A 15467-nucleotide genomic window follows, 5' to 3' on the forward strand; every position below is an offset into this window, starting at 1 on the left:
AAGGGACGGTCTCAGGCGGAGGACGGCTTCGCCGCGCCGGGCACGTCGCCGGCGGCGGGCGCGACCACAGTGACCGAGGTCAGGTCCTGACCCCTGGTCTCGCGCAGGGCCAGTAGACAGAGCACGGTCAGCACGCAGGACGCGGCGATGATCGTGGAGGTCGTCGTGGTCCCGCCGCCCCCGGACGACACGTCGAGCTGTGCGAACAGCAACGGGGCCAGACCGGCGCCGAGCCCGGCGATCTGGTAGCCGAGAGAGGCTCCGGTGTAGCGGCTCCTGGTGGTGAACAGCTCCGTGTACAGGGCCGCGAGCGGGCCGAACATCAACGGGTGCAGGACCGACTGGCCCAGCACGAGGGCGAGGGTGAGCACGGCCGTGCTGCCGCTGTTCACCATCGGGAAGAGGACGAAGCCGAACACCGCCATCAGCAGCGCTCCCGTCAGCACGACCGGACGGCGCCCGACGCGGTCCGACAACGCCGCGCATCCCACGATGGCCACGACGGCCAGCGCGGACGAGAGCGTGAGCCCGTTGAGCACGGCCTGCCGGGGGAAGCCGGCCCGCACGCCGTACGCGATGAGATAGGTGGTGAGCGTGCCCTGGGCCACGAAGGCCGACAGCCCGACGCCCACCGCGAGCAGCAGCGTCTTCGGATGGTTGCGGAGCACGTCGAACAGCGGTGTCTTCCGGAGCCACGCGACCAGGTTCCGGGCGGCCGGGTTCCAGGAGGCCTCGTCTCCGGCGGCTGCCTTTCTGGCGGCCTCGAAGACCGGGGTCTCGGTGACCCGCAGCCGGACGAACAGGCCGACCGCCAGCAGGACGATGCTGAGCAGGAACGGCACCCGCCAGCCCCAGCTCAGGAACGCCTGCTCGCTCATGACCGCGCCGGTGCCGGTGAGCGCGGCGGTGGACAGCACCATGCCGGACGGGGCGCCGGCGTTGGTGAAGCTCGCCCACAGGCCGCGGCGGCCGGTCGCGTGCTCGGCGGACAGCAGCACCGCGCCGCCCCATTCGCCGCCGACGGCGATGCCCTGCAGGATCCGCAGCAGGACGAGCGTGATCGGCGCGAGGGAGCCGATCTGGTCGTAGGTCGGCAGGAGGCCGATCAGGAAGCTGGCGACGCCCATGAGCGTCATGGTCAGCACCAGCATGCGCTTGCGGCCGAGACGGTCGCCGAAGTGGCCGAAGAGCACGCCGCCGAGCGGCCTGGCGAGGTAGCCGGTGGCGAACGTGCCGAAGCTGGCGACCGTCGCGGCGAGCGGGTCGAGGGAGGAGAAGAAGACCTTGTTGAAGATCACGGCCGAGGCCGTGGCGTACAGCAGGAAGTCGTAGTACTCGATGACGCTCCCGATGAAGCTGGAGGTCACCGCGCGTCGGAGTTGGGTCTGGCTGGGCTGGGTCTGGCTGGGGGGTGTCTCTGGCATGACCGAGCTCCTCGTCCGGGGAGCGAGCTGTGTCGCTTTCTTGTCCGGAGGTTAGGCAGATCGATAACGGAGGTCAATACTTTGCCAAATATTGGCCAGGGGGCCGGGAGAGGGTGTCTCTCCGGCCTGCCGGAACGCCCGCGGCGCTCTCCCACGTCCGCCTTTCGGCACGCCGAAACACCCTGTACGGGCATGAAGAGCCGAGGGCAGCGGGATCAGGAGGCTTGATCAGGAGGCTTGATCAGGCATAGTGCCGGTAGACCGCGCGGGCGACGCAGGCGGGCTTGGCCGATCCCTCCACCTCCACGGTGAGATCGAGCAGCATCTGGACGCCGTTGCCGGGGACCTCCTCCACCGACACCACGGTGGCGGCGAGGCGGATCCTGGCGCCCACCCTGACCGGGCTGGGGAAGCGCACCTTCTCCAGCCCGTAGTTGACGCTCATCGTCACGCCCCGGATGTCGAGCAGTTCGTTGAACAGCGGGATGACCAGCGACAGGGTCAGGTATCCGTGCGCGATCGGGCCGCCGAACGGGCCCTTGGCGGCCCGCTCGGGATCGACGTGGATCCACTGGTGGTCGCCGGTCGCGTCGGCGAAGGTGTTCACCCGGTCCTGGGTGATCTCCAGCCACCCGCTGTGGCCGAGGTCCTTGCCGGCGAGCGCGGCGATCTCGTCGAGCCCATGGGCCGTTGTCGTCATGGCTGTCGCGTCCCTTTCTGCCCGCCGAGCCCGAGCAGGCGTGCGGCGTTGTCCTTGAGGATCTTCGGGCGGACCTCCGGCTTGATCTCCAGCCGGTCGAAGTCGGCGAGCCAGCGGTCCGGGGTGATCACCGGATAGTCGGACCCGAACAGCACCTTGTCCTTGAGCAGCGTGTTCGCGTACCGCACGAGCTGCGGCGGGAAATACTTGGGCGACCATCCGGACAGGTCGATGTGGACGTACGGCTTGTGCGTGGCGACCGCCAGCGCCTCGTCCTGCCAGGGGAAGGACGGGTGGGCGAGGATGATCCGGAGCTCGGGGAAGTCCACGGCGACGTCGTCCACCAGCATGGGGTTGGAGTGCTTCAGCCGGATGCCGCCCCCGCCCGGGACGCCCGCGCCGATGCCGGTCTGCCCGGTGTGGAACAGCGCGATCGCGCCGAGTTCCTCGATCAGCTCGTAGAGGGGATAGACCATGCGGTCGTCGGGGGAGAAGCCCTGGATGCTCGGATGGAACTTGAACCCACGCACGCCGTACTCTTCCACGAGGCGGCGCGCCTCGCGGACGCCGGCCCGGCCCTTCCACGGATCGACACTGGCGAAGGGGATCAGCACGTCCGCGTGCGCGGCGCAGCTCTCGGCGACCTCCTCGTTGGAGATGCGGGGGTGGCCGGTCGCGTGCTCGGCGTCGACGGTGAACACCACCGCCGCCATCTTCCGCTCGCGGTAGTAGGCGGCCATCTCCGGGATCGTCGGCCGCGGATGTTCCCTGAAGTATTTCTCGGAGGCGCCGAACAGCTCCGCGCTCAGCGAGGCGTGCCCGCCGGCCGACACCTCGGCGTGCGTGTGCACGTCGATCGCGACCAGCTCCTCGACGTTCACGAGCCTCCCCTCGGCGCGTCCGGCGCGGGGATGCCGTACGTCTCGGGCTCGGCGCCGACGCCCTCCGGCCACGCGGCGGCGATGGCGTCGGCCGACCAGCCGCCATAGGTGTACGCCACCGACTTCTCGCTCGGATGGGACCAGAGCGCGAGCCGGTCGCCGCCGATGCCGATGGCCTGGCCCGTCACGTCCGCGGAGGCGTCCGAGGCGAGGAAGACGACCAGCGGGGCGACGTCCTCGACCGTGCCCATGCCCTCGCCCTGACGCAGCCATGCGGGGAACGGACGCCCGGTCCGCTCCGCCTCCTCGATGATCGGGGCGAACGCCGGGATCGTCCGGGTCATCTCGGTGGCCGCGACCGGCACGATCGCGTTGACGGTGATGTTCGCCCTGGCCAGCTCCATCGCCCAGGTGCGGGCCATGGCGACGATGCCGGCCTTGGCCGCGGCGTAGTTGGTCTGGCCGAAGTTGCCGCGCTGGCCCGCGGGGGAGGAGACGAGGACGAGGCGGCCGCCCGTCCCCTGCTCCCGCATCCGGACCGCCGCCGCGCGGGCGCAGGTGAACGTGCCGCGCAGGTGCACGCCGATCACCGCGTCGAAGTCGTCGTCCGACATCTTCCACAGCACCCGGTCGCGCAGGATGCCGGCGTTGGTGACCATCACGTCGAGCCGGCCGAACTCCTTGACGGCCGTGTCGACCAGCCGGTCGGCGACCTCGGCGGAGCCGACCGGGGCGGCGACCAGGGCCGCCCTGCCTCCCTCCGCGGTGATCCCGTCCACGACGCGCGCCGCGGAGTCGCCGTCCACGTCGTTCACGACCACCGCCGCGCCGGCCGCCGCCAGCGCCTCGGCGTACGCGCGCCCGAGGCCCCGGCCCGCGCCGGTGACGACGGCCACCTTGCCCGACAGATCCATGTGCTCCACCTCTCGATTGGGCAGCGTGACGCCGTTCGAATCTATGGCAGTTATGTGACCATCGTCAAAGATTTGCCTTCCATGGGGAAACGTCTACGCTTTCTGCTGTGAGCACCGGCGACCACGACCAGACGGCGGGTTCCATGCGCCCCCAGTCGTTGATGTTCAGCTTTCTCGGGATCTACGCGCTGGACCGCCGCACCGCCATCTACTCGGGCAGCGTCATCGACGTGTTCGCCCGTCTCGGCGTCTCCGAGGAGGCCGTACGGTCGACACTCGCCCGTATGGTGAAGCGGAACCTGCTGGAACGGCACCGGCGAGGACGCAAGATGTACTTCGCGCTCACCCCGCACGCCGCCGAGGTGCTGGAGGACGGGCGCAGGCGGGTGTGGGAGACCGGGGCGGTGAACCGCGACTGGGACGGCACCTGGACCATGGTCGGGTTCTCGCTGCCGGACAGCCGGCGCAGCACCCGGCACGACCTTCGGTCCCGGCTCGTCTGGGGCGGGTTCGGCCTGCTGCAGAGCGGGCTGTGGATCGCGCCCGGCGCCAAGGACGTCACCGAGATCCTCGCCTCCCTCGACCACGCATCCCCGGACAACGCATCCCCGGACAACGCATCCCCGGACAACGCATCCCCGGACAACGCATCCCTCGATATGGCCGACCACGTCACCGTGCTGACCGCCCGGGCCTTCAAGCCGACCGAGGCGGCCGACCTCGTCCGCAAGGCCTTCGACATCGAGCAGATCGCCGCCCGCTACCGGGCGTTCCTCGCCCGGTGGGACGCCTCCCTGCCCCTGCCGGAGGCGCCGGACGACCTCGCCCGGCAGTTGCTGCTGCACACCGACTGGCTGCAGCTCGTCCGGCAGGATCCCCACTTGCCGGCCGAGCACCTGCCCGGGGACTGGCCCGCGATCCGGGCCGAGCAGGTCTTCCAGACACTCGCCCGCGACTACCAGCCGCGGGCCGCCGAGACGGCCGGCGCCGTCCTGGACACCCTCGCCCTCTGACCTACGAGCCGGCGTACGGGTGGTGCGTGCCCGGGATGGGCACGCACCTGGTGTCCGATCGCTATCCGTTGGCGCAGGCCGTGCCGTTGAGCGTGAAGCGGGCCGGCGTGGTGTTGGTCCCGCTGTAGGTGCCCTGGAAGCCGAAGCTGGTGTTGCCTCCGGCGGGGATCGAGGCGTTGTAGGAGACGTTGCGCGCCGTCACCTGCGTGCCGGACTGGGTCACCGTGGCGTTCCAGGCGCTGGTGACCTGCTGGTTGCCCGGCCAGCTCCAGGTGACCGTCCAGCCGTTGATCGCGGCACCCGTGTTGGTGACCGTGATGTCCGCCGTGAACCCGTTGTTCCAGGTGTTGGGGCGGTAGCTGACCCGGCACGCACCGGTCTGCGGGTCCGACGGGGTCACCGAGGGAGTCGCAGAGGGAGTCACCGAGGGAGTCGCGCTCGGGGTCGAGCTGGGCGTCCTGCTGGGGGTCTGGCTCGGGCTCTGGCTAGGGCTCTGACTGGGGCTCTGGCTCGGACTCTGGCTGGTGCCCGTGAGGCCGAAGAACTGGATGGCGACGGCGGCCATCCCGCCCGACGGGAGGCTGTGACCCGCGCCCTGGATGGTGTAGGCCTCGACCTTCACCGTGCCGGAGGAGTCGGCGTAGCGGCGGCGGCTCCAGCCCGACTGCGGGGTGTCCGTGCTGGTCGGCGTCTGGCTGAGGCCGTTCACGTTGGTCCACTGCTTGATCTCCTCCTCCAGCTCGGAGTAGGCGACCACGTTGTCGCTGGTGCCGTGCCAGAGCTGCATGCGCGGCCACGGCCCCCGGTAGCTGGGGTTCTGGTTGCGCACGACGTCGCCCCACTGCTGCGCGGTCTTGCCGATGCACGGCGCGGAGTTGCCGCCCGGGCTGTACGCCGCCTCGTTCGGGAAGCAGGTGAACGGCACGCCCATGAACGCCGCGCCCGCCTTGAAGACCTCCGGGTAGAGGCCGAGCATGGCGTTGGTCATCATGGCGCCCGAGGAGCTGCCGGTCGCGAACACCCGGTTCGGGTCGCCGTGGTACTGCGACTCGACGTAGGTGATCATCGACATGAGCGACACCGGGTCGGTCTGGCCGCCGCGCACCTTCGACGCGTCGGACCAGTTGTCGAAGCAGTTGCTCTTCTTCGAGGCCGACGGGTAGATGACGATGAAGCCGTACCGGTCGGCCTGCGACGCGAACTCGCTGGACGAGTAGAAGCCCGGCCCGGAGCCGCCGCACGGATGCATGGCCAGCACGATCGCCGGGTTCGACTGCACCGTGTTCGGCACGTACAGGTGCATCCGCAGGTTGCCGGGGTTGGCGCCGAAGTTCGTCACCTCGGTCAGCGTGGCCGCGGCGGCCGACTGCGCGGACACCAGGGTCACGGCGGCGTACAGCACCGCGGCACAGACACCGGCGAGTACGGCGAGTAATCGCTTCATTCGCTCCTCCTCTGCTGGACGTGCGGAGGTCCCGCTTTCCGGCGCGCCTTTTCCGGAAGCGCCGTGCGTTGCAAAACTTGACGTCAGCCGGTATATGAGGAGGTTCGGCCGATGGTCAAGAGTCGGCCCGGAGGGCCATGATCGGGCACGTCCGCGCGAAACTAGTTTTCGCTGCATATCAAGCACTTTGCTATCAAGTGACTTGATATAGGAGTGCGAAACTTACATCCGGAAGGCCGGGAGGTATCGTCATGCTGGTGATCGCCTCCCGCACCCCTCCGGCCGCCCCGCAGAGCGCTCCGGCGCCCCGTCTGAGCTACCTGGTGTTCCGACTGGAGCGTCGCATCCGAGCCCACCTGGACGACTCACTCGCCCGGCACGGCGTCACCACGACGGAGTACATGGCCCTGAGCGAGCTTCGCACACGTGACGGGCTGTCGTCGGCGGAACTGGCCCGCATCGCCTTCGTCACGCCGCAGGCGATGAACCTGGTCATCCGCGACCTGGAACGGCGCGGGCTGATCCGCCGCGACCCGCACCCGGCCGGCGGACGGGTGCTGTGCGCCCGCCTCACCTCCGAGGGCGTGTCGGTGCTGCAGCGGTGCGACGGCTCGCTCGACGACATCGAGACGGTCATGCTCGCCAAGGTCGACGCCACGATGCGCGGCACGCTCAGGGAGGGTCTGACCCTCTGCGCCCGGACCCTGCGCACCGGCGCCCACCTCGACACGCACTGATCTCCGCGGGTTCCGTCCGGCGTCGGGGAGCGCGCCTGCCTGATGGCGTAATGTGCAATAACCGTGTCGTTGACGCCATGATGCCCCGCCGGGAAGCATCGAGGGCATGCAACGACGGGTGGTCCGACGTGTGGTCCGACGTGTGGTCATCGTGGTCTTCGACGGCTTCCAGATGTTCGATCTGGCCGGGCCGGCGGACGTCTTCGCGACCGCGAACCTGCTCGCCCGCGAGGAGGGTTACCGCGTCGAGGTGACGGCCGTGCGCGCCGGGGCCGTGCCGGCCCAGAACGGGATCGTCACGCTCGCGGAGACCGCCATCGGCGAGGTCGCGGGCCCGATCGACACCCTGCTCGTCGTGGGCGGGCTGTCCGTGCCGGAGCACCTGGGCGATCGGGAGCTGATCGGCGGCGTCGCCCGGCTGGCCGCAGGGGCGCGCCGGGTCGCCTCCGTCTGCAACGGAAGCTTCGTCCTCGCGGAGGCCGGACTGCTGCGCGGCCGGCGCGCGACCACCCACTGGCTGGTGGCGGGCGAGATGGCCGACCGCTATCCGGACGTCGAGGTGGACGCCGATCCGATCTACATCCGGGACGGGAATGTCTGGACCTCGGCCGGGGTCAGCTCGGGCGTCGATCTCGCCCTCGCGCTCGTCGCCGGCGATCACGGCCACCGGCTCGCCCGGAACGTGGCCCGGGGGCTCGTGGTGTATCTGCACCGGCCGGGCGGACAGAGCCAGTTCAGCGCCCCCATGCGGGCCGCCGTCCCGCGCGCAGAGCCGCTGCGTGAGATCCAGGCGTTCATCGACGCCAACCCCGCCGAGGACCTCAGCGTGCCCGCGCTCGCCCGGCGGGCGGGGATGAGCGAGCGGCACTTCTCCCGTGTCTTCACCGAGCAGACCGGGGTCTCGCCCGGCAGGTACGTCGAACGCAGCAGGGCCGACGCGGCCCGGCGGCTGCTGGAGACGACCGCCCACCCCCTGGACAGGGTCGCCAGGGAGACGGGGCTCGGCGCTCCCGAGACCCTCTATCGCGTCTTCCGCCGCCACTGGCGTGTCTCACCCGGCGACTACCGCCGCCGGTTCCGATCGAAGGAGACCAGCAAATGAACGTCGCCATCCCCCTCTATCCGAGGTTCACCGCCCTCGACGCCGTCGGGCCGTACACGGTGCTGGCCTTCGCGCCCGGCTGCACGGTCACGTTCGTCGCGGCCGAGCCGGGGCCGGTGCTCGACGACCGGGGGAGCCTGACCCTGGCGGCCACCGCGTCGTACGCCGACCTGCCCGCACCGGACGTGATCGTCGTGCCGGGGGGACCCGGGACGATCGAGGCGCTGTCCGACGCCGCGCTGCTGGGCTGGATCGCGCGGGCGCACGAACGGACACGGTGGACCACCTCGGTGTGCAGCGGCTCGTTCCTGCTGGGCGCGGCCGGGCTGCTGACGGGCCGGAAGGCCACCTCCCATTGGGGATGGCTCGACCAGCTCGCCGGGTTCGGCGCCGAGCCGGTCAGCGAGCGTGTGGTGACCGACGGGAAGATCGTGACGGCGGCCGGCGTGTCGTCGGGCATCGACATGGCCCTCACCCTGCTGGCCGCGATCCGCGACGAGGAGACGGCCCAGTCCGTGCAACTCGCCATCGAGTACGACCCGCAGCCCCCCTTCGCCGCCGGAAGCCCGAAGACCGCCCCGGCCTGCCTGACCGACAAGGCGATGGCGCTAATCAATTGAGCCCGGCGGCCTGCCGTGCTTCCGACGGGCGACCGCGCCGCCTGATGATGCCTTCGGCCACGCGGTCAGTCCTGTGGCCATTTCTCCGGCGAGGACACGTACGTGCCGCGGTGGGGGACGGTGAAGACATACCCCTGGTCCCGGAGGAACTTGACAGCCTGCCGCACCGTTGCCTTGGCCACGCCATACTGCTGCATGAGCGACTTCTCGCTCGGGATCGGCCGATTCGTCTTCAGTTCCCGGCGCTCGATACGTTCCGCGATCTCCTTCGCCAGCTGCTCGTAAAGCAGTGGTCGTCGTCGGGGACGGTAGACAGCGCCGTCGCCGACGAAGGTTCCCAGACCTGGCTGGGTCTGAACGAGGCCGAGTTCCCTCAGTTCCCGGGTAACTCGTCGTGCCGTGGCGCGAGCCACGCCGTACTCCGCTTCCACCTCCGCCTCACTCGGGATGGCGTCGCCCTCGATCAACTCGCCATGACGGATCTGCGCGTGGATGAGTTCGGCGATCTGCTTGTAGACGGGTACCGGACCCTCGCGGTCGAACATGGGTTGACTCTAGACAGGCCCAGACGACTAGACGAAGGAAACCCGCTAATCCTCCGGCCACTTGTCCTCTGCTGAGACAAAGGTCCCTCGTTGAGGGACGGTGTAGACCCAGCCTTGATCGCGAAGGCGGCCGATCGCCCTGCGGACCGTCTCGCGTGCCACCTCGTATCTCTGCACCAAAGCCGTCTCGCTCGGTACGGGACGCCGAGGTCGCAGGTCTCCGCTCCGGATCTCCTGGACGAGGTCCTCGGCGATCTTCCGATACATCGGAAGCTTGCGTGGTTCCCGCGGCGCGCTGTCCGGTGCGGCGACGAATGTGCCCTCGCCCTGCACCGTGTAGATCAGGCCTTCTTCGCGCAGCATGTGGACGGCTCGCCGAGCGGTCGTCCGTGCCACCCCGAACTCGCTCTGGATGGCGGCCTCACTTGGGATGGGCCGTCCAGGCGCGAGGTCGCCTCGCTGGATCTGCTCGCGGATGATCTCAGCGATCTGGACGTACAGATGGGTGTCACCGTCATGGTCGAGCACGCTCGAAGCGTAGACGACCTATTACGCACCTCTCTGTATGAAGATGCCCGAATAGGCGTTCACGCTTGTCCTGGGCAAGGCAATACAACTAGACGTACTATGGCCCCGGAACGCGGCGCCAGGCGGTGTCGGTGACGATCACGTGGTCGAGGAAGCGGAGGCCGACGGTGTCGGCGGCCTCGTGGAGGCGGGCGGTGACCTCGACGTCGGAGGGGCTGGGATCGAGCGATCCGCTCGGGTGGTTGTGGGCGAGGCCGAAGGCGGCCCCGCCGGAGAGGAGGACGGTGGTGACGATGTCCCGGACCGGCGCCGGTGTATGGTCGCTGCCGCCTTCGCTGAGCACCGTGCGCCGCAGCACCGCGCCGCGGCCGTCGCAGACGATCACGACGAGCCGCTCGCGCGGGTGCCCGTGCAGCAGGGGAGCGGCGGCCGAGGCGATGTCGGCCGAGCAGGTGATCCTGCTCCGCTCCGGCTCCGCCTGGGCCCGCCGTACGAGATGGAAGGCGGCGGCCACCCGGGCCGCCTTGGCCGGGCCCACCCCCGGTACGGCGAGCAGCCGGTGGGCCTCGGAGCGAGCCAGCTCTCCGAGGTCGCCGCAGTGGGCGATGACCTGGGAGGCGAGCTCCACGGCGCTCACACCCCTGCTGCCCGAGCCGAGCAGCAGGGCGAGCAGCTCTCTGTCGGCGAGCGCCGCCGCTCCGGACGCCAGCAACCTCTCGCGGGGCTGGTCGGCCAGGGGCAGGTCTTTGACACGCATCGGCACCTCCGGACGGGGGATCCGGATTGGTTCTACCAGCGGGCACCGACAGTCAGAGGGGACTGGGAATGCCGTAGACCAGGCGGAAGCGATCACCGGGCACCACGGCGTCGCTGGTCTCGACCGGGCGGTCTCCCGACCAGTACGTACGCTCGATCTGGAGCACCTGCACGCCGGCGGGCAGCTCCAGGAGATCGCTCTCGGTCGGCTGGGGCACGCGGACGTGCACGGCCTCGCTGATCTCGGTGATGGGCGTGCCGCTCGCCGCGAGGCGGAAGGCCGCGCTCCTGCGTTCGTAGGTGCCCTCCTCCGCCCCCTGGCCCTGCCCCGGCTCGATCGGCTCGTACGTGGTGAGCAGCTGGAGGGGTCTGCCGTCGCCGCGGAAGATGTGGCGGGTCCGCATCACCGGGCCGGACTCACCGAGGCGCAGCCGGTGGACGATGTCGGGCGGCGCGTCCGCGAGCTCGCTGCGCCAGCTCCAGCTCGGATGCCGGCCGCCCGCGTGCATGTCGCTCGCGAAGGCGGTGTGGGGTTCGGGGGAGCGGCCGCGGTGGAGCGGGAGCAGGATCGGTCTCTCCCGCACCCGGTGCCCGGAGCCCACCCGGCTGATGATGAGGCCCTCCTGGGCGAGCACCCGCAGCGCGTGGCGCGCGGCCGTCTCTCCGACGCTGTACTTCCGGGTTATCTGGTGCCGCGACGGGATCGGTGCGCCCGGTGGGAGCGTGCCGTCGATGATCTGGCGGCGGATGTCTTCGACTACGCGCAGGTAGACCGGATCAGAGTTAGCCATCAATCCATCCCTGAGGGGGTGACGGGTCCTCCAAATCTTGACGTATCCGCCGGGCGACACAGAGTGACGGAAGTGTCCTGTGACCCCAACTTTGCCTGGTGAAAGGTCCGCCAATGGGCGATTGTGCCGCTAAGGGGTCGGGTGCCGACATTCCGCTCCCGCCCCCTTATCACGGCATCCATGTGGGTCCCGCCTGGGAGGACCACGAGAGCATCACATGGCTGAAACCGACCCCTCGCAGCGACCGTGTCCGGGTGCGGCGCCACACCTGCGAGTGCAAGCCCACGATCTACGAGCTGTGCCAGGCGGGCGGGCTGCTGTTCGTCCGCCGCACCGAACGGGAGCCCGCGGTGAAGGTCCGCGAGACCGAGCGCCTCATCACCGTCAGGATCGTGCCCCTGTGGACGAAGCTGCTGACGGGGGAGGCCCGCTGAGCGCGCCCGCGTCTGGACCCCCGCAATCACGACTTTCCTGGTCGTAGGGGGTATGACCCGCCGTTCGCGGCCTCCGGGAAAAAATTCGCGCGATGGTGTGTAACGTCCGCGTAAGGAACGCCGATTCTCCGGTAGAGGCTGCCGATGTGTGTACCCCCGAGCACATATCGGCGGCCTCTTTCTCTGTTCTCCGGCAGGTCCTCGGCTCTGTCTCGGCTCTGTCCACCGGCAGGCGTCACGGGACGGGACATATCGGGGTGGCGACGTCCATGACCCGCGCGGATCCGGGTACCGTTCGGTCTATGGCATCGCCAACTGGAACCTCCGACGCCCCCTTCGGTCGCGCGCTGACCGCGATGGTCACACCGTTCACCTCTGACGGCGCCGTCGACTACGAGGGCGTCCAGCGGATCGCCGCCTATCTCGTCGACGAGCAGCGCAACGACGGACTGGTCGTGAGCGGCACCACCGGTGAGTCCCCCACCACCTCCGACGAGGAGAAAGACCGCATCCTGCGGGCGGTGGTCGAGGCTGTGGGAGACCGGGCCACCGTCGTCGCGGGCGCGGGCACCAACGACACGCGGCACAGTGTCGAGTCGGCCCGGGCCGCCGAGCGCGCGGGGGCGCACGGACTGCTGGTGGTGACTCCGTACTACAGTAAGCCGCCGCAGGAGGGGCTGGTCCGCCACTTCACCGCCGTCGCCGACGCGACCGGCCTTCCGGTGATGCTCTATGACATTCCCGGGCGTGCGGCCACGCCCATCACGACGGAGAGCCTGTTCCGGCTCGCCGAGCACCCGCGCATCGCGGCGGTCAAGGACGCCAAGGGCGACCTGTTCGCCGGCTCGCAGGTGATGGCGGGCACCGACCTGGTGTTCTACTCCGGCGACGACCTGCTGAACCTGCCCTGGCTGTCGGTGGGGGCGGTCGGCTACGTCAGTGTGGTGGGCCACGTCGTGGGCCCCGACCTCGCCGCCATGTGCGACATGTACCGCACCGGCGACGTGGCGGGCGCGCTGGAGACCCACCGGCGGCTCCTGCCGGTGGTGTCGGCGATCATGACGCGCACCCAGGGCGCGATCATGGTCAAGGCGGCGCTGACGCTGGTGGGCCAGGACGGCGGTTACGTCCGGCCTCCGCTGGTGGACGCCACCCGGGAGCAGATCGCGGCGCTTCGGGAGGACCTCGTCACAGGGGGTCTCAAGCTTGTGGATTAGATCAACAGATGGAGCCGAATGAACGACTTGACCAAGAAGAAGAACAGACGATCCGGGGGTGGCGGCGTGATCGGGCGGCGCCGGGCCGAGGGGGCGGCGGCATGAGTCATCCGCATCCCGAACTCGGGTCGCCTCCGCCGCCGCCGGAGCACGGCCTGCGCATCGTCGCGCTGGGCGGCCTCGGCGAGATCGGCCGGAACATGGCGGTGTTCGAGTACGACGGCCGCCTGCTCGTGGTGGACTGCGGCGTGCTGTTCCCCGAGCCGGACCAGCCGGGCGTCGACCTCATCCTTCCGGACTTCGACTACATCCGGGGGCGTCTGGACGACATCGACGCGCTGGTGCTCACGCACGCCCACGAGGACCACATCGGGGCGGTGCCGTACCTGCTGCGGGAGCGGCGCGACATCCCGCTCGTCGGCTCGCGGCTGACGCTCGGGCTCATCGAGAGCAAGCTGGCCGAGCACCGCATCCAGCCGGTGAAGGTCGAGGTGATCGAGGGAGAGCGGCGCTCGTTCGGGCCGTTCGAGTGCGAGTTCGTCGCGGTCAACCACTCGATCCCCGACGCCCTCGCCGTGGCGGTCAGGACCCCCGCGGGTCTCGTCCTGCACACGGGCGACTTCAAGATGGACCAGCTTCCGCTGGACGGACGGCTGACCGACCTCGGGGCGTTCGCGCGGCTCGGGGCGGAGGGCGTCGACCTGCTGATGTCCGACTCCACCAACTCGGAGGTGCCGGGTTTCGTCACCAGCGAGCGGGACATCGCGCCGGTCATCGACGACGTCTTCCGCACCGCCGCGAAGCGGATCATCGTGGCCAGCTTCGCCTCGCACATCCACCGCGTGCAGCAGATCATGGACGCCGCCGAGAAGCACGGCCGCAAGGTCGCGCTCATCGGCAGGTCGATGGTCCGCAACATGGGCGTGGCGCGCGAGCTCGGCTACCTCAAGGTGCCGGCGGGCCTGCTCGTGGACTCCCGGGAGATCGAGGAGTGGCCGCCGGAGGACGTGGTGCTGATCTGCACCGGTTCCCAGGGCGAGCCGATGGCGGCGCTGTCGCGCATGGCCAACCGCGACCACCCGATCAGGATCGCCGAGGGCGACACGGTCCTGCTGGCCTCGTCGCTGGTGCCCGGCAACGAGACGGCGGTGAGCAAGGTCATCAACGGCCTCAACCGCTGGGGCGCCCGGGTGGTCCACAAGGGCAACGCGCGGGTGCACGTCTCGGGCCACGCGGCGGCGGGCGAGCTGCTGTACGTGCTCAACCTCACCAAGCCGTCCAACTTCATGCCGGTGCATGGGGAATGGCGGCACCTGCGGGCCCACGCCCGGCTGGCCGAGCTGACCGGCGTGCCCCGCGAGAACATCGTGATCGCCGAAGACGGCGTGGTCGTCGACCTGGTCGACGGCCGGGCGACGATCGCCGGCGCGGTCCCCTGCGGGTACGTCTTCGTGGACGGCACCTCCGTGGGCGACATCACCGACGTGGCGCTCAAGGACCGGCGCATCCTGGGCGACGAGGGGTTCATCTCCGTCGTCGTCGTCGTGGACTCCACCACCGGCAAGCTCACCGGCGGGCCGGAGATCACCGCTCGCGGCTCGGGCATCGACCCCGACGCCTTCGACGCGGTCATCCCGCTGATCGAGTCCGCGCTGCAGGAGGTCGCCGCGGCGGGCGTCGCCGACGAGATGCAGATCCGGCGCACGATCCGCCGTACGGTGGGGCGCTGGGTGAGCGACACCTACCGCCGCCGGCCGATGATCATCCCGGTGGTCGTCGAGGTGTAGCGAAATCCCGTTCGGACCAAATCCCGTTGAACTCGGAGACGGGCGTGGCGTAACGTCCCGCCCGTGTCCGAGGTGAGGTCCGAGGTGAGAATCGTCTACCGCAAGTACGGCGGAGCGCTGCACTGGCACCACTTCGCCCGGCTGCTCGGCGAGGACGAGCACGGGGTCTGGGCCGGCTACCCCGCCAGGACCATCGCCCAGCGGGGGCACGAGCCGGAGACGGTCTTCGAGATCCCGTCCGTCATGCTGTTCCCGCGCGACGCGTGGTGGACGGCGTCGTTCAACGCCCCGCCGCACAAGGCGGAGATCTACTGCGACATCACCACGGTGCCGGTGCGGCGTGACGGCCGGATCACCATGGCCGACCTCGACCTCGACGTCCTGCGGATGCGCGACGGCCGGGTGCTGCTGGACGACGAGGACGAGTTCGCCGAGCACCAGGTGCGGTACGCGTACCCGCAGGAGATCATCCGCCAGGCGGAGCGGTCGGCCGCCTGGCTGATGGAGTCGGTGACCGCCCGGACCGGTCCGTTCGACGGCGCCCACGACCGCTGGCTGTCCCTCGTGACCTGAC

The 15467-nt window shown here is 69.9% G+C and carries 17 protein-coding genes; 8 read left to right on the plus strand and 9 right to left on the minus strand.

Translation table 11 applies throughout. The annotated features are described in order from the left end of the window. Positions 1-11: 11 nt before the first annotated feature. The 4 genes from OG344_RS18905 to OG344_RS18920 all read right to left on the minus strand — a co-directional run bounded on the left by OG344_RS18905 (position 12) and on the right by OG344_RS18920 (position 3919). A complete protein-coding gene (locus OG344_RS18905; protein WP_405084217.1) occupies positions 12-1424 on the minus strand; it encodes an MFS transporter in 1413 nt (470 codons plus the stop codon). A gap of 241 nt (positions 1425-1665) precedes the next feature. Then, complete coding sequence (locus OG344_RS18910) at positions 1666-2124, minus strand: MaoC family dehydratase (RefSeq protein ID WP_405084218.1); 459 nt, start codon at positions 2122-2124, stop codon at positions 1666-1668. Beyond that, the gene (locus tag OG344_RS18915) at positions 2121-3005 is read right to left on the minus strand and encodes an amidohydrolase family protein (protein ID WP_405084219.1); all 885 of its coding nucleotides are present in this window, start codon (positions 3003-3005) and stop codon (positions 2121-2123) included. Before OG344_RS18915 ends, OG344_RS18910 begins: the two co-directional genes overlap by 4 nt. After that, positions 3002-3919, minus strand: coding sequence for an SDR family NAD(P)-dependent oxidoreductase (locus tag OG344_RS18920; protein ID WP_327044612.1), 918 nt, complete (start codon positions 3917-3919; stop codon positions 3002-3004). The genes OG344_RS18915 and OG344_RS18920 overlap by 4 nt, the downstream gene beginning before the upstream one ends. A 107-nt stretch (positions 3920-4026) precedes the next feature. On the opposite strand from OG344_RS18920, the gene OG344_RS18925 reads away from it, so the two are divergent. Next, on the plus strand, positions 4027-4932 hold the full coding sequence (locus OG344_RS18925) for a PaaX family transcriptional regulator C-terminal domain-containing protein (RefSeq protein WP_405084220.1): 906 nt from the start codon (positions 4027-4029) through the stop codon (positions 4930-4932). Between the two features lie 61 nt (positions 4933-4993). Here OG344_RS18925 and OG344_RS18930 read toward each other — a convergent pair whose 3' ends face one another. Continuing rightward, complete coding sequence (locus OG344_RS18930; RefSeq protein ID WP_405084221.1) at positions 4994-6376, minus strand: PHB depolymerase family esterase; 1383 nt, start codon at positions 6374-6376, stop codon at positions 4994-4996. Between the two features lie 251 nt (positions 6377-6627). Between OG344_RS18930 and OG344_RS18935 the strand changes: the two genes are divergently transcribed. The 3 genes from OG344_RS18935 to OG344_RS18945 all read left to right on the plus strand — a co-directional run bounded on the left by OG344_RS18935 (position 6628) and on the right by OG344_RS18945 (position 8835). Further along, entirely contained in the window at positions 6628-7113 is a 486-nt protein-coding gene (locus tag OG344_RS18935) for a MarR family winged helix-turn-helix transcriptional regulator (RefSeq protein ID WP_405084222.1), read from the plus strand. A gap of 130 nt (positions 7114-7243) precedes the next feature. After that, the gene (locus OG344_RS18940; RefSeq protein WP_405084223.1) at positions 7244-8215 is read left to right on the plus strand and encodes a GlxA family transcriptional regulator; all 972 of its coding nucleotides are present in this window, start codon (positions 7244-7246) and stop codon (positions 8213-8215) included. Then, positions 8212-8835 carry a DJ-1/PfpI family protein gene (locus OG344_RS18945; RefSeq protein WP_405084224.1) on the plus strand — a complete coding sequence of 208 codons (624 nt, stop codon included), beginning with the start codon at positions 8212-8214 and terminating at the stop codon, positions 8833-8835. The genes OG344_RS18940 and OG344_RS18945 overlap by 4 nt, the downstream gene beginning before the upstream one ends. Before the next feature lie 65 nt (positions 8836-8900). Here the strand turns inward: OG344_RS18945 and OG344_RS18950 are convergent, their stop codons facing one another. The 4 genes from OG344_RS18950 to OG344_RS18965 all read right to left on the minus strand — a co-directional run bounded on the left by OG344_RS18950 (position 8901) and on the right by OG344_RS18965 (position 11455). Next, entirely contained in the window at positions 8901-9380 is a 480-nt protein-coding gene (locus tag OG344_RS18950) for a GntR family transcriptional regulator (protein WP_405084225.1), read from the minus strand. Positions 9381-9425: 45 nt separating this feature from the next. Further along, positions 9426-9908 (minus strand): GntR family transcriptional regulator, encoded by a 483-nt coding sequence (locus OG344_RS18955; RefSeq protein ID WP_405084226.1) that lies wholly within the window; start codon positions 9906-9908, stop codon positions 9426-9428. A gap of 97 nt (positions 9909-10005) precedes the next feature. After that, the gene (locus OG344_RS18960) at positions 10006-10665 is read right to left on the minus strand and encodes a RadC family protein (protein WP_405084227.1); all 660 of its coding nucleotides are present in this window, start codon (positions 10663-10665) and stop codon (positions 10006-10008) included. Between the two features lie 52 nt (positions 10666-10717). Continuing rightward, positions 10718-11455 carry a GntR family transcriptional regulator gene (locus OG344_RS18965; RefSeq protein ID WP_327044622.1) on the minus strand — a complete coding sequence of 246 codons (738 nt, stop codon included), beginning with the start codon at positions 11453-11455 and terminating at the stop codon, positions 10718-10720. 254 nt (positions 11456-11709) lie between these two features. On the opposite strand from OG344_RS18965, the gene OG344_RS18970 reads away from it, so the two are divergent. The 4 genes from OG344_RS18970 (at position 11710) to OG344_RS18985 (ending at position 15466) form a co-directional block, all read left to right on the plus strand. Then, positions 11710-11889, plus strand: a complete 180-nt coding sequence (locus OG344_RS18970) for a hypothetical protein (protein WP_327044623.1) — start codon at positions 11710-11712, stop codon at positions 11887-11889. 302 nt (positions 11890-12191) lie between these two features. Beyond that, positions 12192-13106 carry a 4-hydroxy-tetrahydrodipicolinate synthase gene (dapA, locus tag OG344_RS18975; protein WP_405084228.1) on the plus strand — a complete coding sequence of 305 codons (915 nt, stop codon included), beginning with the start codon at positions 12192-12194 and terminating at the stop codon, positions 13104-13106. A gap of 101 nt (positions 13107-13207) precedes the next feature. Then, positions 13208-14893, plus strand: coding sequence for a ribonuclease J (locus OG344_RS18980; RefSeq protein ID WP_327044625.1), 1686 nt, complete (start codon positions 13208-13210; stop codon positions 14891-14893). Positions 14894-14956: 63 nt separating this feature from the next. Then, positions 14957-15466, plus strand: a complete 510-nt coding sequence (locus OG344_RS18985; protein WP_327044626.1) for a DUF402 domain-containing protein — start codon at positions 14957-14959, stop codon at positions 15464-15466. Position 15467 lies beyond the last annotated feature (1 nt).

This window comes from Microbispora sp. NBC_01389 (genome assembly GCF_045040095.1).
In the GTDB taxonomy this organism is placed as follows: domain Bacteria; phylum Actinomycetota; class Actinomycetes; order Streptosporangiales; family Streptosporangiaceae; genus Microbispora.

Excerpts from the sequence above, each read along its gene's own strand:
- OG344_RS18905 (WP_405084217.1), bottom strand. The coding sequence starts at position 1,424 with ATGCCAGAGACACCCCCCAGCCAGACCCAGCCCAGCCAGACCCAACTC.
- OG344_RS18910 (WP_405084218.1), bottom strand. The coding sequence starts at position 2,124 with ATGACGACAACGGCCCATGGGCTCGACGAGATCGCCGCGCTCGCCGGC.
- OG344_RS18920 (WP_327044612.1), bottom strand. The coding sequence starts at position 3,919 with ATGGATCTGTCGGGCAAGGTGGCCGTCGTCACCGGCGCGGGCCGGGGC.
- OG344_RS18930 (WP_405084221.1), bottom strand. The coding sequence starts at position 6,376 with ATGAAGCGATTACTCGCCGTACTCGCCGGTGTCTGTGCCGCGGTGCTG.
- OG344_RS18935 (WP_405084222.1), top strand. The coding sequence starts at position 6,628 with ATGCTGGTGATCGCCTCCCGCACCCCTCCGGCCGCCCCGCAGAGCGCT.
- OG344_RS18945 (WP_405084224.1), top strand. The coding sequence starts at position 8,212 with ATGAACGTCGCCATCCCCCTCTATCCGAGGTTCACCGCCCTCGACGCC.
- OG344_RS18950 (WP_405084225.1), bottom strand. The coding sequence starts at position 9,380 with ATGTTCGACCGCGAGGGTCCGGTACCCGTCTACAAGCAGATCGCCGAA.
- OG344_RS18960 (WP_405084227.1), bottom strand. The coding sequence starts at position 10,665 with ATGCGTGTCAAAGACCTGCCCCTGGCCGACCAGCCCCGCGAGAGGTTG.
- OG344_RS18965 (WP_327044622.1), bottom strand. The coding sequence starts at position 11,455 with ATGGCTAACTCTGATCCGGTCTACCTGCGCGTAGTCGAAGACATCCGC.
- dapA (WP_405084228.1), top strand. The coding sequence starts at position 12,192 with ATGGCATCGCCAACTGGAACCTCCGACGCCCCCTTCGGTCGCGCGCTG.
- OG344_RS18980 (WP_327044625.1), top strand. The coding sequence starts at position 13,208 with ATGAGTCATCCGCATCCCGAACTCGGGTCGCCTCCGCCGCCGCCGGAG.